This window comes from Brachybacterium sp. AOP25-B2-12, assembly GCF_052378625.1.
Taxonomy (GTDB): Bacteria; Actinomycetota; Actinomycetes; order Actinomycetales; family Dermabacteraceae; genus Brachybacterium.
Window position 1 is genome coordinate 258,396 of sequence record NZ_JBQSXW010000002.1, and the last position, 14,867, is coordinate 273,262.

At 72.8% G+C, this 14,867-nt stretch carries 12 protein-coding genes; 7 read left to right on the top strand and 5 right to left on the bottom strand.

All coding sequences use genetic code 11. The features are described from left to right. Positions 1-240: 240 nt before the first annotated feature. Positions 241-1,200, bottom strand: a complete 960-nt coding sequence (locus ACT3TZ_RS02795; protein WP_444581872.1) for a serine hydrolase domain-containing protein — start codon at positions 1,198-1,200, stop codon at positions 241-243. Positions 1,201-1,451: 251 nt separating this feature from the next. Here ACT3TZ_RS02795 and ACT3TZ_RS02800 point away from each other — a divergent pair, with 251 nt between their 5' ends. From ACT3TZ_RS02800 to ACT3TZ_RS02820, 5 genes are all read left to right on the top strand, one after another. Continuing rightward, the gene (locus ACT3TZ_RS02800) at positions 1,452-2,501 is read left to right on the top strand and encodes an efflux RND transporter periplasmic adaptor subunit (RefSeq protein WP_444581873.1); all 1,050 of its coding nucleotides are present in this window, start codon (positions 1,452-1,454) and stop codon (positions 2,499-2,501) included. A 59-nt stretch (positions 2,502-2,560) separates the two neighbouring features. Beyond that, positions 2,561-3,343: an ABC transporter ATP-binding protein gene (locus ACT3TZ_RS02805; RefSeq protein ID WP_444581874.1), complete on the top strand. Its 783-nt coding sequence runs from the start codon at positions 2,561-2,563 to the stop codon at positions 3,341-3,343. Next, positions 3,340-4,518: an ABC transporter permease gene (locus ACT3TZ_RS02810; RefSeq protein ID WP_444581875.1), complete on the top strand. Its 1,179-nt coding sequence runs from the start codon at positions 3,340-3,342 to the stop codon at positions 4,516-4,518. The genes ACT3TZ_RS02805 and ACT3TZ_RS02810 overlap by 4 nt, the downstream gene beginning before the upstream one ends. Before the next feature lie 203 nt (positions 4,519-4,721). After that, complete coding sequence (locus tag ACT3TZ_RS02815) at positions 4,722-6,191, top strand: MFS transporter (RefSeq protein ID WP_444581876.1); 1,470 nt, start codon at positions 4,722-4,724, stop codon at positions 6,189-6,191. Next, positions 6,188-6,889 (top strand): universal stress protein, encoded by a 702-nt coding sequence (locus ACT3TZ_RS02820; protein WP_444581877.1) that lies wholly within the window; start codon positions 6,188-6,190, stop codon positions 6,887-6,889. The genes ACT3TZ_RS02815 and ACT3TZ_RS02820 overlap by 4 nt, the downstream gene beginning before the upstream one ends. 69 nt (positions 6,890-6,958) lie before the next feature. Here the strand turns inward: ACT3TZ_RS02820 and ACT3TZ_RS02825 are convergent, their stop codons facing one another. The 4 genes from ACT3TZ_RS02825 to ACT3TZ_RS02840 all read right to left on the bottom strand — a co-directional run bounded on the left by ACT3TZ_RS02825 (position 6,959) and on the right by ACT3TZ_RS02840 (position 11,998). Then, entirely contained in the window at positions 6,959-7,975 is a 1,017-nt protein-coding gene (locus tag ACT3TZ_RS02825; RefSeq protein WP_444581878.1) for a lysostaphin resistance A-like protein, read from the bottom strand. A 360-nt stretch (positions 7,976-8,335) separates the two neighbouring features. Further along, on the bottom strand, positions 8,336-9,346 hold the full coding sequence (locus ACT3TZ_RS02830) for a class II glutamine amidotransferase (RefSeq protein WP_444581879.1): 1,011 nt from the start codon (positions 9,344-9,346) through the stop codon (positions 8,336-8,338). A 127-nt stretch (positions 9,347-9,473) separates the two neighbouring features. Next, on the bottom strand, positions 9,474-10,661 hold the full coding sequence (locus ACT3TZ_RS02835) for a GtrA family protein (protein ID WP_444581880.1): 1,188 nt from the start codon (positions 10,659-10,661) through the stop codon (positions 9,474-9,476). A gap of 221 nt (positions 10,662-10,882) precedes the next feature. Further along, positions 10,883-11,998, bottom strand: a complete 1,116-nt coding sequence (locus ACT3TZ_RS02840; protein WP_444581881.1) for a phosphodiester glycosidase family protein — start codon at positions 11,996-11,998, stop codon at positions 10,883-10,885. Positions 11,999-12,395: 397 nt separating this feature from the next. On the opposite strand from ACT3TZ_RS02840, the gene ACT3TZ_RS02845 reads away from it, so the two are divergent. Together ACT3TZ_RS02845 and ACT3TZ_RS02850 are read left to right on the top strand one after the other, a co-directional pair. Continuing rightward, positions 12,396-13,697 (top strand): hypothetical protein, encoded by a 1,302-nt coding sequence (locus ACT3TZ_RS02845; RefSeq protein ID WP_444581882.1) that lies wholly within the window; start codon positions 12,396-12,398, stop codon positions 13,695-13,697. Beyond that, positions 13,679-14,257 (top strand): VOC family protein, encoded by a 579-nt coding sequence (locus ACT3TZ_RS02850; protein ID WP_444581883.1) that lies wholly within the window; start codon positions 13,679-13,681, stop codon positions 14,255-14,257. Before ACT3TZ_RS02845 ends, ACT3TZ_RS02850 begins: the two co-directional genes overlap by 19 nt. Positions 14,258-14,867: the final 610 nt, after the last annotated feature.

The following is a 14,867-nucleotide window of genomic DNA, read 5'->3' on the forward strand; positions in this document are numbered from 1 at the left end:
TGCTCGGGATCGGCCCGGTGGGGGCGGCCGATCGACGCCCCCGGGAGGGGCTGTCATGGGGTCTTCGGAGCGGAGGGAGAAGCGGATGGGTGGGAACTTCGAGCATCTCTCGACAGGGCCGCCGGCAGGGCCTCCCCGGTGTCGGGCGCGGGTCTCGACGACCGGGCGGTCCCGGTGTCGAGCGCGGGTCCGATGCCGCCTACCGGGCGGTCCCGGCGTCGAGCGCGGGTCCGATGCCGCCTACCGGGCGGTCCCGGCGTCGAGCGCGGGCAGCAGCTCCGCCCACACCGCGGCGAGGATCTGGTCGGTGGGGCTCTCGTGGTGCGCGGTGATGGTCACGACGGCCTCCTGGCGGGGCAGCACGAGGACGAACTGCCCGAAGGCGCCGTCGGCCCTCCACGCTCCCTCGGGCGAGCAGTCCCAGACCTGGAAGCCGTACCGCTCGGCCTCCGGCTCGTCGACCCGGGCGGTGGGCACCCAGGTCCCGGCCGCATGCAGGCGGTCGATCCACTCCGCGGGGATCAGCTCGCGGCCCTCCCAGCGGCCGTCGTCCAGGAGCACCCGACCGATCCGGGCGAGCTCGCTCGTGCGCAGGAACAGGCCGGTCGCGCCCCAGGTGTGCCCGGCGCGGCACGTGAACCACTGGGGATTGAGGATCCCGAGGGGCTCGAACAGCCGCGGCATGAGGTAGTCGCGCACCTCGAGGCTCGTGCGCTCGGCGACCACGCGCGCCAGCAGGTAGGTCGAGGCGTTGGAGTACTCGAACGCCGCCCCCGGTGCACGGACCAGGTCCGTCCTCAGGATTCGGGCGGTGAGGTCGGGATCCAGGCGCTCGTCGTCCGCGAAGCCCGTGACGGGACTGCCGGACGTCATGGTCAGCAGGTGCCGCAGGCGGATCTCCTCGACACCCCGGCCGTAGCCGCCCGCCGGGGCCGGCAGGTGGTCCACGAGGCGGTCCTCGACATCGAGATGCCCCTCTGTGCGGGCCAGGCCCACGGCGAGGACCGTCACCGTCTTGGACACGGAGTAGAGGTTCTCCGCGGTGTCCTCGACGGCGCGGTGCTCGACGTCGGGTCGACCGCGCCGGTGCAGGTGCACGGCGCGCACACCGAGGTGGCGCTCGAGGATCCGCTGGCGCAGCGGGAGGAGGATCGCGCGGTCCTCGGGGGTCGGCACGGGCTGATCGGCGATGGCGCTCATGGAGCGAGGGTACGAGGGACCCCCGACGGACGAAGGGCCATCGGGCATCGCACGACCGCCGCGCAGGCCCTCGGGAGCCCCCTGCCACCGAGACCGCTCGGGGCTCCCCGGGATCCCGCATCCTGGAATCAGGGAACACTCAGGGACGGCGTCCACCCGTGGCGCGGGTCACGCTCCGTACGCTGATCGATGCGCCTGCGGGCGCCCACCCCGGACCGAGGGCGTCCGAGGTCGGTGTGCGAGGGGGTCCCATGGAAGCGGTCCGGCGGTACGTGTTCCCGATCATCTGGATGATCGTGCTGGCGCTGATCGCCGTCGCGCTCGTGAAGCTGGCGTTCTTCGGCGGCGACGCCGCGGCCGAGGGACCCGATGTCCAGGCCCCCATCGCCGACGTCGACACCTACGCCCTCGTCCCCGTGACCCGCGGCGACATCACGTCGACACTCGAGCTCTCCGCGACCGTCGAGCCCGACGAGGGGACGGCCGTGCGTGCCGCCGATGCCGGGGAGATCGTCAAGATCTGGGTGAAGAACGGCGACAACGTGCTCCAGGGCGACAGGATCCTGCAGGTCAAGGTCGAGATCCAGCCCGAGGCCGCGGCGGCTCCCGCCGCGGGTGCGGCCACGGATCCCGCCGCCGAGCCCGCCGCCACCGGCCCGCAGTACAGGTACCTGACGCTCAAGGCCCCGAGCGACGGCCGCATCGAAGGGCTCGACGCCCTCAAGGGACAGGTGCTGTCGATCGGCGACCCCGTCGCGACGCTGTCCCCGGGCACCTACGCGATCACGGCGCCCCTGACCCCCGAGCAGCAGCTGCAGCTGCTCGACCAGCCGCTCACGGCGAGCGCCGACCTGCCCAGCAGCACCGATCCCATCCCGTGCCAGGCGCCCCGGATCGACGAGAAGGATCCCTCGGACGAGACCCCGGCCACCCCCGCCACCCCGGAGATCGACCCCGCGACGGGCATGCCCGTCACGACGGCCTCCTCGCAGGCGTCGCTGCGGTGCCCCGTGCCCGCCGGCACCCGCATCGTCCCCGGCCTCGAGGTCGACGTGGTGGTGGACCTCGGCTCGGCGCAGGGCGTGCTGACCGTCCCCACCACCGCCGTCGAGGGCGAGGACACCACAGGCAACGTCTACGTCCTGGATCCCTCCACCGGGGAGCCCACCGCCCAGGAGGTCACGCTGGGCAAGCGCGGCGACAAGGTCGTCGAGGTCACCGGCGGCCTCGAGGAGAACGAGGAGATCCTGCAGTTCGTGCCCGGCGTCGACAACCCGGACGATCAGGGGGTGACCTGGTGACCGACCGACCGGGCGCACCGGAGGGATCCCCCGAACCCTCCACCGGCCCCCTGCCGCCCGTGCCCGACGACTCGGCACTCCCGCTGCTGCACCTGCAGGGCCTGACCCGCAGCGTCCGCCTGCCCGGCGGGCGCACCCTCGACATCCTGCGCGGCGTGGACCTCACGGTCCGCGGCGGCGAGCACGTCTCGGTCGTCGGCCGCTCCGGCTCCGGCAAGACCACCCTGCTGAACCTGCTGGGTCTCATCGACCGCCAGAGCACCGGCGTGCTCGCCTTCGACGGCGTCGAGGTCGCACGGCTCTCGGACCGCCGCCGGGCTCGCCTGCGCGGCGCCTCGATCGGCTTCGTGTTCCAGCAGTTCAACCTCCTCGACGGCCGCACGGCGCTGGAGAACGTCATGATGCCCATGCTCTACGGCACCGCCCGGCAGTTCTGGCGCCGCGAGCGCACCGCCCTGGAGATGCTCGATCGCGTGGGCCTGGCCGATCGGGCCCACCAGAAGCCCAACCGGCTCTCCGGCGGAGAGCAGCAGCGGGTCGCCGTCGCCCGGGCCCTCGTGCGCAGGCCCCGGCTGATCCTGGCCGACGAGCCCACCGGCGCCCTCGACGTCACCACCGGGGAGGCCGTGATGGGGCTGCTCGACGAGATCGCCCGCGATTCCGGTGCGGCGCTCGTGACCATCACGCACGACCTCCAGGTCGCCGCGATGTCCGGGCGCTCCTTCCTGCTGGACGACGGCGTGCTGCACGACGTCGCCTCGGACTCCGCCCGGGACGCCCTCGCGGGCACCGCCGGGATCCGCACCGCGCGCGGTGCCGTGGCCGAGGCGTCCGCGTCGTGACCGGGATCCTCGCCTCCCTCGTCGAGGCCTTCGGGGAGCTGCGGGTCAACAAGGGCCGCATCATGCTCTCGCTGATCGGCGTCGCCTTCTCCGTATTCGCGCTGACCGCCGTGCTCGGAGGCGGCGGGATGATGAGCGCCGCGCTGACCCAGTCCATCGAGAAGTACGGCGGACGCCCCACCATCCTCAACGTCTGGCCCACCTCGACCGAGACCGACGTCCCGACGCAGGACTCCGACGTGCTCGAGACCTTCGACGCCCTGGGCCTGACCGAGCGCACCCGCATGCGGGACACGACCCTCCACATCCAGACGGGCAGCGGCGTGGTGGACCGGCGGATGGTGGCCGTCGACCCCGCGTACGGCGACATGTACCGCGTCGTCCCCGTGGCCGGCCGCTGGTTCGCCGACTCCGACCAGGACCGGCTGGCCCCCGCGATCGTGGTCGACGAGACGATCTACGCCGAGCTCGGCTCCCCCGACCTCGGCTCCGAGGCGATCGAGGTGGTGGGCGACGGCGGGGTCGCCGCGAGCGCCGTCGTCATCGGCGTCGTCCCGTCCTCGGACTCGAACCCGCCCACGATCTACGCGCCCACCCAGGCCCTGGACCAGTTCCCCGCCGGCAGCGTCCCCGGCCAGGACGGCACGTCCGCCCAGTACCTCGTGTGGGTCCAGCCCGATCAGGCCGATGCCGTGATGTCGGCGCTCACCGAGCGGTTCGGGAGCGACTACACCGTCGGGGTCTCCAGCATGCAGATCGACGACTTCAAGTACCTCGCCTACGGGATCATCGGCGTGGCCGTCGTGATCCTGCTGCTGGGCGCCCTGGGGCTCGTGAACATCGCGCTGGTGACCATCCGGTACCGGGTGCGCGAGATCGGGATTCGCCGCTCCTACGGGGCGACCGGGCTGCGGATCTTCTTCGGCGTGCTCATGGAGTCCGTGGTCGCGACCGTGGTGGCGGGGGCCATCGGCATCGGCGGGGCGATCGCACTGGTCAAGGCCCCGTTCGTGACGAACTTCTTCCTGTCGCTGGGGCTCGTGCAGGTGCCGCCCTTCCCGGTCACGGCGGCGGTCGTGGGGCTCGTGGCGGCGATCGTCGTGGGCGTCCTGGCCGGGGCGCTGCCGGCGCTCATCGCGACCCGCATCAAGGTGATCGACGCAATCCGGAGCTGAGCCGGGTCGCGGCCCGGCCGATGCCGTGATGGCCGTCGGGAGACCCTCGGCCCCCTCCGGACCATCTGGTCGAGATGGACCACGACGACCCGTCGAGGAGTAGCGTCACCGGCGCACGTGTCCCAGCCGCCGGCCGACACGCCCGTGCCCGAAGCCGAGCCCCGCGCGCCGACCCGATGCCCCGATCGGAGCGGATCGCCCGCATGACCAGCTCAGCCCCGCCCTCCGCGGCGAATCCCCGCGCCACCACGAGCCTCATCCCGGCCCGCATGGACCGTCTGCCGTGGGCGCGGTTCCACACAATGGTGATCGTGGGACTCGGCGCCGCGTGGATCCTCGACGGCCTCGAGGTGCAGATCGTCGCCGCCAACGGCTACGCCCAGGACCTCGGCATGGACACCGCCGAGATCACGCTGTCGGCCACGGTCTACCTCATCGGCCAGGTCCTCGGCTCGCTGTTCTTCGGCCGCCTCACCGACCGGATCGGCCGCAAGAAGCTGTTCGTGGTGACGCTGGCCGTCTACCTCATCGGCTCGGCGCTGGCCGGCCTGTCGTTCTCGATGTGGTTCTTCCTCCTCTGCCGCTTCGTCGCTGGCGCCGGGATCGGCGGCGAGTACAGCGCGATCAACTCCGCCATCGACGAGCTGATCCCCGCCCGCTACCGCGGCCGCGTGGACCTCGCTGTCAACGGCACCTACTGGGCAGGCGTCACCCTCGGCGCCGTCGCCACGATCTTCCTGCTGGACCCGGACCTGGTCAACGACCATTGGGGCTGGCGCATCGGCTTCTTCATCGGCCCGGTGCTGGGCCTCGCACTGATCCTGATCCGCCGCCACATCCCCGAGTCGCCCCGCTGGATGCTCACGCACGGCCACGGCGAGGACGCCGAGAAGATCATCGATGGGATCGAGGAGAACGTCCGCTCGACCGGGCACACCCTGCGCGAGGTGCCGAGCTCCCGGGCGATCACCGTCGCGCCCGAGGAGAAGCAGCCGCTGCGCACCGTCGCGCACGTCTTCTTCAAGGTCTACCCGCAGCGCACGGCCCTCGGCGTGACCCTCATGGTCACGCAGTCGTTCCTGTACAACGCCATCTTCTTCACCTACGCGATCGTGCTCGAGGACTTCTACGGCGTCGCGAAGTCCTCGGTCGGGCTGTACATGATCCCCTTCGCGATCGGGAACCTGCTCGGCCCGCTGCTGCTGGGCAGATTCTTCGACACCATCGGCCGGCGACGCATGATCTTCGGGACCTATGCGGTCGCCGCCGTGGTCCTGACCGTCTCCGCGTTCCTGTTCCAGGCCGACCTGCTGTCGCCGCTGACCCACACGATCTTCTGGTGCGTCGCCTTCTTCTTCGCGAGCGCGGGGGCGTCCTCGGCCTACCTGACCGTCTCGGAGATCTTCCCGCTCGAGGTGCGCGGCCAGGCCATCAGCTACTTCTTCTCGATCGCCCAGATCTGCGGGGCCGTCGCCCCGCTCATCTACGGACTCCTCATCGGCAACGCCTCCTCGCGGGTGCCGCTGACCATCGGCTACCTCGCGGGCAGCGCGATCATGCTGCTCGGCGGCATCGTGGCCCTGGTGATCGGCATCGACGCCGAGGGCAAAGGTCTCGAGGACGTGGCCGATCCCCTCAGCCGGACCGACCAGAAGCAGGAGGCGGCGTCATGAGCGCACACATGGGACGGGATGCGGACGATCCGGGCGGAGGCGGTGCGGCGCCAGGCGGCGTCGACGCCGGGAGCCCGGCGGGCGCGAACCTCGCTGCTGCCGCGGACGGGTCGGCCTCCGAGGCCGCCCACAGCGGCGACCGCGGGAGTGAGGACTGCGCAGCGGCAGGGGCGGATGCGCCGTCGGGTGGCCGTCCCGGCACCCACCGGTCGGCCGACGGCTTCGTGCTCGTGGGCGTGAGCCACAGCTCCGGCTCGCCGATGGCACTGCGGTGGGCGCTGGACTCGGCGCGGCTGCGCAACCTGTGCCTGGTCGCGATCCGCGCCTACAAGCCGTCCTCGAGCGCCGCGGGCACCGTGCGCCCCACGCCCTCGCTGGTCGCGGGCAACGACGAGGTCATGCGCGACGCGGCCCTGTCGGCCCTCGAGGAGGACGTCCACGACGCCCTCGGGGACGACGCCGGCGGTGTCGAGCTGCGCGTGGTCCGCGGCGGCCGGCGCCGCGTCCTCGTCGAGGCCTCGCGCGGCGCCGCCCTGCTGGTGGTCGACGCCCCGCGCGCCCGCGAGTTCAGCACCGACCCGGTGTTCGCCCGCAGCCTCATCTACCAGGCCCACTGCCCGGTGGTGGTGATGCCGCCCCACGTCGCGAGCACGGCCGCCGACCCGTGGCTGCACGGGAGGCGCAGCGGGGCGGTGTGACGTCCGGGACTGTGTGACGCTCGGGGCTGTGTGACGCCCGGGGCGCCTGGAGTCCGGGACCTGCGCAGCTCAGAAGCGCGCGGCGCGGGGTGGTCCTTCCCCGGCGGGGCGCTCGATGCCTCGCAGCTTCCCCACGCGCTCCCGGATCTCCGTCTCCCGGGCGAGCGCCACGGTCACGCCGAGGACCGCGATCAGCGAGATAGGCCCCTCGGGGTTCACCGGGCCGCCGAACGCCGCGGCGATCGAGGTGGTGCCCTCCACGGCCAGGTGCAGCAGGATCGGCAGCTCGAGGCCACCGGTCTTCCACGCGAGGAAGCCCGCGCACAAGCCCAGCACGGCGGCGTTCAGCAGCGCCTCGCCGGAATAGCCGCGGCCGATCAGCGCCAGCGGCACCGGGATCAGGATCGCCCACACGGGGGACCGGAGCCAGGTGCCGATGGCCTGCTGTCCGAGGCCCCGGAACGCCAGCTCCTCCCCCACCGCCTGCAGTGGCGCGAGAACGAGGATCAGCGCGACGACCGCCACCAGCTGCCCAGCGGGGACGTCGGCGACGGGTCGCAGGTCTCCGGTCAGGAGGGGCACGGCGGCCACGACGGCGAGGACGAGGATGGTCACCGGTCCGCGCACCCTCAGCAGGTCCCACCGGAAGCGGGCCGCGACCGACCACAGCAGCTCGGTGGGGCGCCAGCCCCCGATCCGCACGCCCAGGAGCGCGGCCGGGAGGGCGAGGATCGCGAAGGCCAGCTGGAAGAACACGTCCAGCGGGCTCGTGGGGTCGCCGAGGTTCTTGCCGAGGTCCGGGTCGGTGCCGGGGAGGAGGCTGAGGACGGTCACGCTGCCCACCAGCAGCAACGAGGCGAACACCGTGTACGCGACGAGCGCCACGAACACCGTCAGCACCGGACGCCAGGGGCGTGCCCACTCCGGGCGCAGGGTGGCGAGCCGGTGGTACGGAGTGCCGGGGGCCTGGACGTGGGCGGCCGGGGTGTCGGGGGCCGGGCTGACGCGGGCCGAGCTGCCAGGAGCCTGGTTGTCGGGGGCCGGGCTGTCGGGGGCCGGGGGGCTGGACTCGGTGCGCTCGCTCATGACCGGGTCAGTCTAGAGGTGCAGTCGTGGGGCGGGCGGGGGCGGACTCCCGGTGGCCGGTCGTGCCGCGCCCGCGGGCCTGGACGTGCCCTCCGTGCCGGGCGCAACGGGCTCACGGCGAGGATCCGCGGGCCTGGACGTGCCTCCGTGTGTGCCCTCCGTGCGTCGGCACCAGGCTTGGTGTGCAACAACCTGACTCCCAGCGCCCGAGCCCTCCGAGATCGGACCCCTTGGTCGCCCTGAGTCAGGTTGTTGCACGCGACCCAGCCCACCGTGCCCGGTCGCCCATCGCACCCGGGCCAGCAGGTCCGTTCGAACGACCACTCGGCCCGGTACCTCCCCGGACCCCATGTCCCCAGGTCAGGCGGCGCGACGCTCCCGAGCATCGCCCGGGGCGGCCTCCGCCGGAACGGCTCCGACCAGCGCGCCTTCCGCCGTGCCCGCAGCCTCGGCGACCGCGCGGCGGCGCTCCCGGCGTTCGCGGATCTGGGCGTCGTGGGCCTGTGAGGCGGCGGCGGAGAGGCCGAGGTCCTCGATGGTCAGCGGGTGGGCGAGCTCCGGGAAGGGGGTCTCGGTGGTGACCAGGCCGTCGGGGTCGACGTGCACCAGCTCGCCGTCGGCGAGGAGGCGCCAGTCGGGGCCGTCGTCCATGGGTTCGCTCGCGATGACCACCGAGTGGACGTCGCGGAGGTCGTCGCTGGTGGCCTGCATCCGGTCGGACCGCTGGTCGAGGGCCTGGTCGGCGCCGTCACCGGCGGGGCGGTCCAGCACCCACAGCTCGTTGGTCGCAGGCAGGCGCACCGCGTACAGGTGGTTGTCACGCGCGAGCACGAGGTTCGCGGAATAGACGGGCACGGTGCGGGCCACCCGGTCCAGGGCCGCGACGATCCCGTCGTGCAGCGCCCGGTCCCGTGCGGCGCCGTCACGCTCGAGGCGTGCGACCTCACCGGCGATCAGGGCGATGAGCCATTCGCTGTCGGTGTCGCCGTCGATGAGCTCCGCGGTGCCCAGCGCGCGCACCCGCTCGCGCAGCGCCTCGGTGACCTGGAGGACGCCGTTGTGCGCCGCGACGATCCCGTGCATGAGGAAGGGGTGGGTGTTCTCGCGGGCGTTGCAGGTGCCGGAGGACAGCCGGATGTGGGCGAGCATCGTCCGCGCGGTCAGCGAGGTGGCCACGTGCTCGAACCGCTCGGACTCGAAGGCGGCGATGGGGCGCTTGGCGACCGATGCGGTGCCGGACTCGTCGATCCACCCCACCCCGGTGCCGTCGGCGTTGTGGTGGGACTGCTCGCGCAGGCTGTAGGGGGCGTCGAGCAGCCAGAAGCGGGCGGTGACGGGATGGTCTGCGGCAAGGGCGAAGAGTCGGCACATGGCTCGGCCATGGTACGACCGGGTCGTCTCGCATGCAGTTACGTGCGTCCCACAACCTGGTCACCACTCAGTGCCGGTCGGGCATCGGCGCAGGTCACACGATTGCGGCGGGATCCGTCACGCAACGTCACCGGACCGACCCCACCGCCTCCGGCTCGACACCGGCCTTCACCGACACCGGATCGGGCCTCCGCCCGGGCCCCGCGAACACGACCAGGCGCTGCACGGCATAGCTCAGCGCGAAGAGCACCAGGTCCGCCGAGACCTTGGCAGCGAGCAGCGGCACCCCCAGCACGCTCAGCAGCTGCACCAGGCCGATCCCGCCCGCGAGCACGGCGGCGGCGAGCACCCCGTACCCGCCGACGGCGGCGCCGAGCGGCACGCGACGACCGCCGCGGAACACCCACCACCGGTTGATCGAGAAGTTCAGCGAGGAGCTCACCAGGCGCGCCCCCGCCAGCGCCGTCCAGACCGGGCCGCCCATCGCACTGAGCAGCCAGAACAGGCTCGTGTCCAGTGCGAACGCCGCCAGGCCCGACGCCGCGAACGCTCCGATGGGCGCGAGCACCCGCAGCGAGTCCCGCACGGGCCGGAAGTGGCTGGTGGCGTTGCCGTCCTCGTAGACCGTGGCGATGGGGCGCTGCACCAGGCCGATGCCGTCGCGCGCGGCGCGCACGAGCATCGTGTACTCGTACTCATACCGGTCGCCGGGCAGGGTGCCGGCCCAGGCCAGGTGCGCGGCGGGGATGCCGCGCAGGCCGGTCTGGGTGTCGGCGAGCGGGACGCCTGCCGCGAGGCGGAAGGCCAGGGCGCTCGCCGCGTTGCCGAGCCGGCTGCGCAGAGGCACCTCGTCCCCGAAGCTGCGGACGCCCAGGACGAGCGGTCCGCAGCGGGAGGCGTCGGCCTCGAGCTGGGCCCGCACGCCGAGGATGTCCTCGACGGTGTGCTGCCCGTCGGCATCGGCGGTGACCACCCCTGCGCCCGGGAACAGGCGCCCGGCCAGCGCGAACGCCGTGCGCAGCGCATATCCCTTGCCGTGGTTCGCGGGCAGGTGCTCGACGTGGGCGCCCGCGAGCGCGCACCGGTCGAAGGTCGTCCTCCAGGACTCCCCCGAGCCGTCGTCGACGACGACCACGGCGATGCCCTCGCGCTCGAGCCGGTCGACGAGGGTGACCAGCACCGGGCCCGGCCTCAGGGCCGGGATGACGACGACGGCTCCGGGAGCCGCCTTGACATGGGCCGGTCCTGTCTCGGCCGATGGGCCCGCGGCGATCGGCTGCACCGATCGGGACCTGATCCGTCGGGTCGTGGCCATCGGCTCAGCTCGTCCTGACCCGGCCATCGGACCAGCCCCTCCGTGCCCGGCCATCGGACCAGCCCCTCCGTGCCCGGCCGTCGGCCCGATCCGTCGTGCCGCAGCCGTCGTCCCCTTCGGCAGGTTCCCCGCCGCCGACCCGACCGGGCGAGCCCCGTCGGCCACCCGACCGCCGGCGCCCGCGCCTCCGCGCCTCACCCCGTCGTTCCTGGTCACGGCGATCACCCGGCCACGTACAGGATGTCGGAGGTCGCGCGCTCGCGGCCCGCGCCCAGGGGGTTGGAGAACAGCTCGCCGTCGAAGATCATGACCGAGGAGCCGCCGCCGTCGAGGTTGTAGCCGATCGTGCACCCGAGGTCGGCGAGGATCTGGCCCAGCTCCGGGAGCGTCGCACCGCGCGAGTAGCCCTCGGAGCGGCCGTCGACCACGAGCAGCACCACGTGGTTGTCGCCCCGCACCCCGATCGCGGTGCGCGGCTGCTCGCCCTGGATCGAATGGTTGCCGACGTTCGTGTCCACCTCGACGTCCTCGATGCCGTCGGGGACGGCCCCGTCCACGAGCACGGCGGGCCCGAAGCTCAGGGTGGTCCACACGCCCTGGTCCACGAGGGTGGCCGCATCGGTCGCGGTCTCGTCGTACAGCTCGACGCACCCGTCGCGATACATCGCGAGGCCCGTGCGGGTAGGCGCGTCGCGGTAGGCGACGCCGTTGCGGATCTCGATACCGGTGTCCCGGAACCCGTAGTAGTCCCCGTTGATCGCGAGCACGGCGCCGTGGGCGGCGGCGATCTCCGAGGGGTTCTCGGTGATGGACTGCCCGAACTCGTCCTGGGCGAAGGCCGAGCGGATCACGGTCGCATCGGTGACCTGCACGTCCGCCGCGTACCAGGCCAGCGCCTCGGAGCCGGATCCCGTCGCGGTCGAGGTGAGGGTGAGCGTGGTGGTGGAGGAGCTGTAGCCGGTCCCGGTGTACGCGCCGCCGGTGGACTCGACGGCCGTGACACCCGCGGAGTCCTCGGCGGCGGCGACGTCGCTCACCTCGACCTTGTCCCGCACATAGCGGTCGTAGGCCCAGACACCCGTGCCGCCCACGAGAGCCAGCGCGCCGGCGCCGCTGCCGAGCAGCACGCGGCGGGTGAGGTGGCGCGGGGTGGGTGCCGCGGCCGCCCCGCCATCGGGCGCAACCGGCTCCGAGGAGACGACGAGCGAGGTGCCATCGGCGGGGGCAGGGTCCGGAGACGCTGCCCGCGATGCGTCATCGGCCGATGCCGATCCGCGTCGCGGGCCGCCGTCCGTGCCGGATCCGGAGGTCGCAGAGGGCGGCGTCGAGGTGTCCATGCCGGGAGCCTCGGGGCCGACCGTGTGCCGCGGCCCCCGCTGCGGCTGTGCAGCATCTGTGGGCGCGCCCGACCACCTGTTCGGTCGGGAGGAACGACCATCGGGCCGAAATGCGCAGGAACCCTTACGAACCCCCCCACAACGACCGCCGATGGGACCCTGGCCTGCCACGACCTTCCGCTCGGACGTGCACAACTCGTGGACAACCGGCATACTTTTACGCCCGGCCCGCGATCGATGCATCCCGATGCTCTATCGTCGCAAGGATCCTCACACAGGAGTCGATCTGTTCTCCTGATGAGCGCTCTGCGAGGCGTGGATCATGCCGGGACACCGTGGGTCGCGCTTCCCCAGTTCACCCTCCGACCATGTGCCACTCGTTCCCGAAGGTTCTCAGATGGAATCCAGCGCCGACGTTGCGCTCCGCACCCGCTTGGCGGGCCTGACTCGCGACGGCGGGCGTGAGCTCGCAGACCTCGAAGAGCTCGAGGCCGTGATCCTCCACGCCACGTCGACCGCGGACGATCGCCTCGAGTTCGATGCTCGGATCCATTGGATCTGGGTCTCCGCGGCGCATCACCGCCCCACCGAGATGCGGATCGCCAACCTCACCTGGTGCCTGCACTGGATCGACGAGCATCCTGGACTCGCGGACCGTCGGGCGCAGTCGCTGTGCCTGCGCGAGTCCGCGCGCCGCATCCAGCAGATCGCCCTGGACCCCTCGGTGTCGATCGGGGAGATCCGGCGCCTGCTGCACACCTATCGTCAGCACCGGATCCGCGGCGGCTTCTCCGAGCACGCCGAACATGCGCTGCGGGTCAAGATCGCCTGGGCCCTCGGCGACGGCGCCGAGGCCGCCTACCAGTGGGCCCTGCATCTCGAGGCGTACCCCGACGACCTCGCCCCCTGCCCCGGGTGCTCCACCGCCGACGAGATCCTGCTGCTGGCGGGCGCCGCGCGCTGGCATCGGGCCGCCGAGCTCGCCCTCGCGCACTTCGACGGCACCCCGGCGCCGACCTGCAGCGACCACCCCTTCACGGTCCAGGCGGTATCCCTCATGGCGCTCAGCCTCACCGGTCACCACGACGTGGCCGAGCGCGTCTGCGATGAGGCGTGGACCGCGCTGATGCGCCGCCCGGATCACCCGGTCGCCGCCGGGATGATCGTCCAGTGGATGGCGTGGAGCGGTGACGCCACCGGTGCGGCGACGCGCATCGGCGAGTACCTCCCGCACCTCGACGGCGAGCGCGGCAGCATCCCCGGCTATCGCCAGACCTTCGCGGCGGCCGTCGCCTACACGATGCGCCTGCTGGTCGACGAGGGCCTGTGCCACAGCAGCGTCCTGGGCTCGACCCCCGCGGAGCTCGCGACGATCTGGGGCGCCGACTGCCGCGAGCGCTCCCGCCGCTTCGACGCGAGGAACCGCACGACGACGGGCACACGCTCCTTCGAGAAGCTCTTCGCGACGGCGCCGTGGCGCGGCCGGGTCGTCGGCCCCGATCGCGCCATGCCCTTGGAACCCGGGATCCGCACCGGCTCCACAGCCTCCCCGGGCACGCCGGCCCGCCCGGTCGCGACGTCGTCCCGCTCCCGCACCGCCCTGTCCTCCATCGACGCCCCCGTGCGCCGCCCCGACGCCGTCCCGCTGACGGTGGGCCGCGCCCTGCGCACCGTGCGCTGGTGGAGCGCCCGGGAGTGACGGTCCCCGGGGACGAGGTGCCGGGGCCGTCGGCGGAATCCGGGGGTACCTCGGGTGCCGATGTCCTGACGGAGGCCGACCGTGCCGCGGGCGCCGATGTCCCGGCGGAAGCCGGCCATGCCGCTGGTGCCGATGTCCTGGTGCGACCCGTCGCCCACCCCCGTCCCGCCTTCCATCACGTGGAGCTGTGGACCCACGATCTGTCGATCGCCGCTGCGTTCGGCTGGCTGCTGGGGCGTCTGGGCTGGACCGCACGCCACGATCCCGATTGGCCGACCGGGCGCACCTGGCACCACGCCGACGGCAGCTACCTCGTGCTCGAGCAGTCGCCCGACGTCACGGGGGACGTCCATGAGCGCACCCGACCGGGGCTGAACCACCTCGCGCTGACCATCGGAGACGCGGCGTCGCTCGCGGACCTGCGCGCCGAGGCTCCGGCGCACGGCTGGACCGAGCTGTTCTCGGACCTGTTCCCGCACGCCGGCGGACCGGACCACACCGCCGTGTACCTCGAGAACGCCCAGGGCCACGAGATCGAGATCGTCGCGCCGTCGAGGTGATGGCGATTCGGCGGTCGGACCGCCGTCGATGGGCCGATCCCGACGGATCTGGGGGCCGGAGATCGAGGTCCGGCAGGCGGGATGGGCACGCCGTCCGGGCATGTCTCTCGTCGGCTGCCGCCTGTCTCGCTCCCGCGTTTCTGGTTCCCGCCGCCTTTCCCTGTCCCGCGTTCCTGGTCCTGTCGCCCGTCGCGCACCGCCATTCCTGGTCCCGTCGCCTTTTCCGGCCCCGCGTTCCTGGTCCCGCCGCTTGGCCCGGCCCCGCGTTCCCGATTCCCGTCGCCCGGCCCAGCTCCTGCCCCCGCCGGGCGCTCGAAACCCACGCCTCCCGACGGCACCCGGCACCCGGCACCCGGCACCCGGCACCCGGCACCCGGCACCCGGAGCATCGCCCCACCTCAGTCCCGTCATAGCCCTCGCACAGGTCGTCTGCGGAGGGTGGTCCCCACGACGCCCGGCACCTCCGGGCGGGACCACCCTCAGGAGCACCCCATGACCTCGCTCGCCCTCTACGGCCTCGACCTCGTCGCGGTCACCGTCCTCACCCTCGGCGTGTACTGGCGTCGCCACCGGCGCCGCGACCTCGTCGCCGCGTTCTTCGGGATCAACG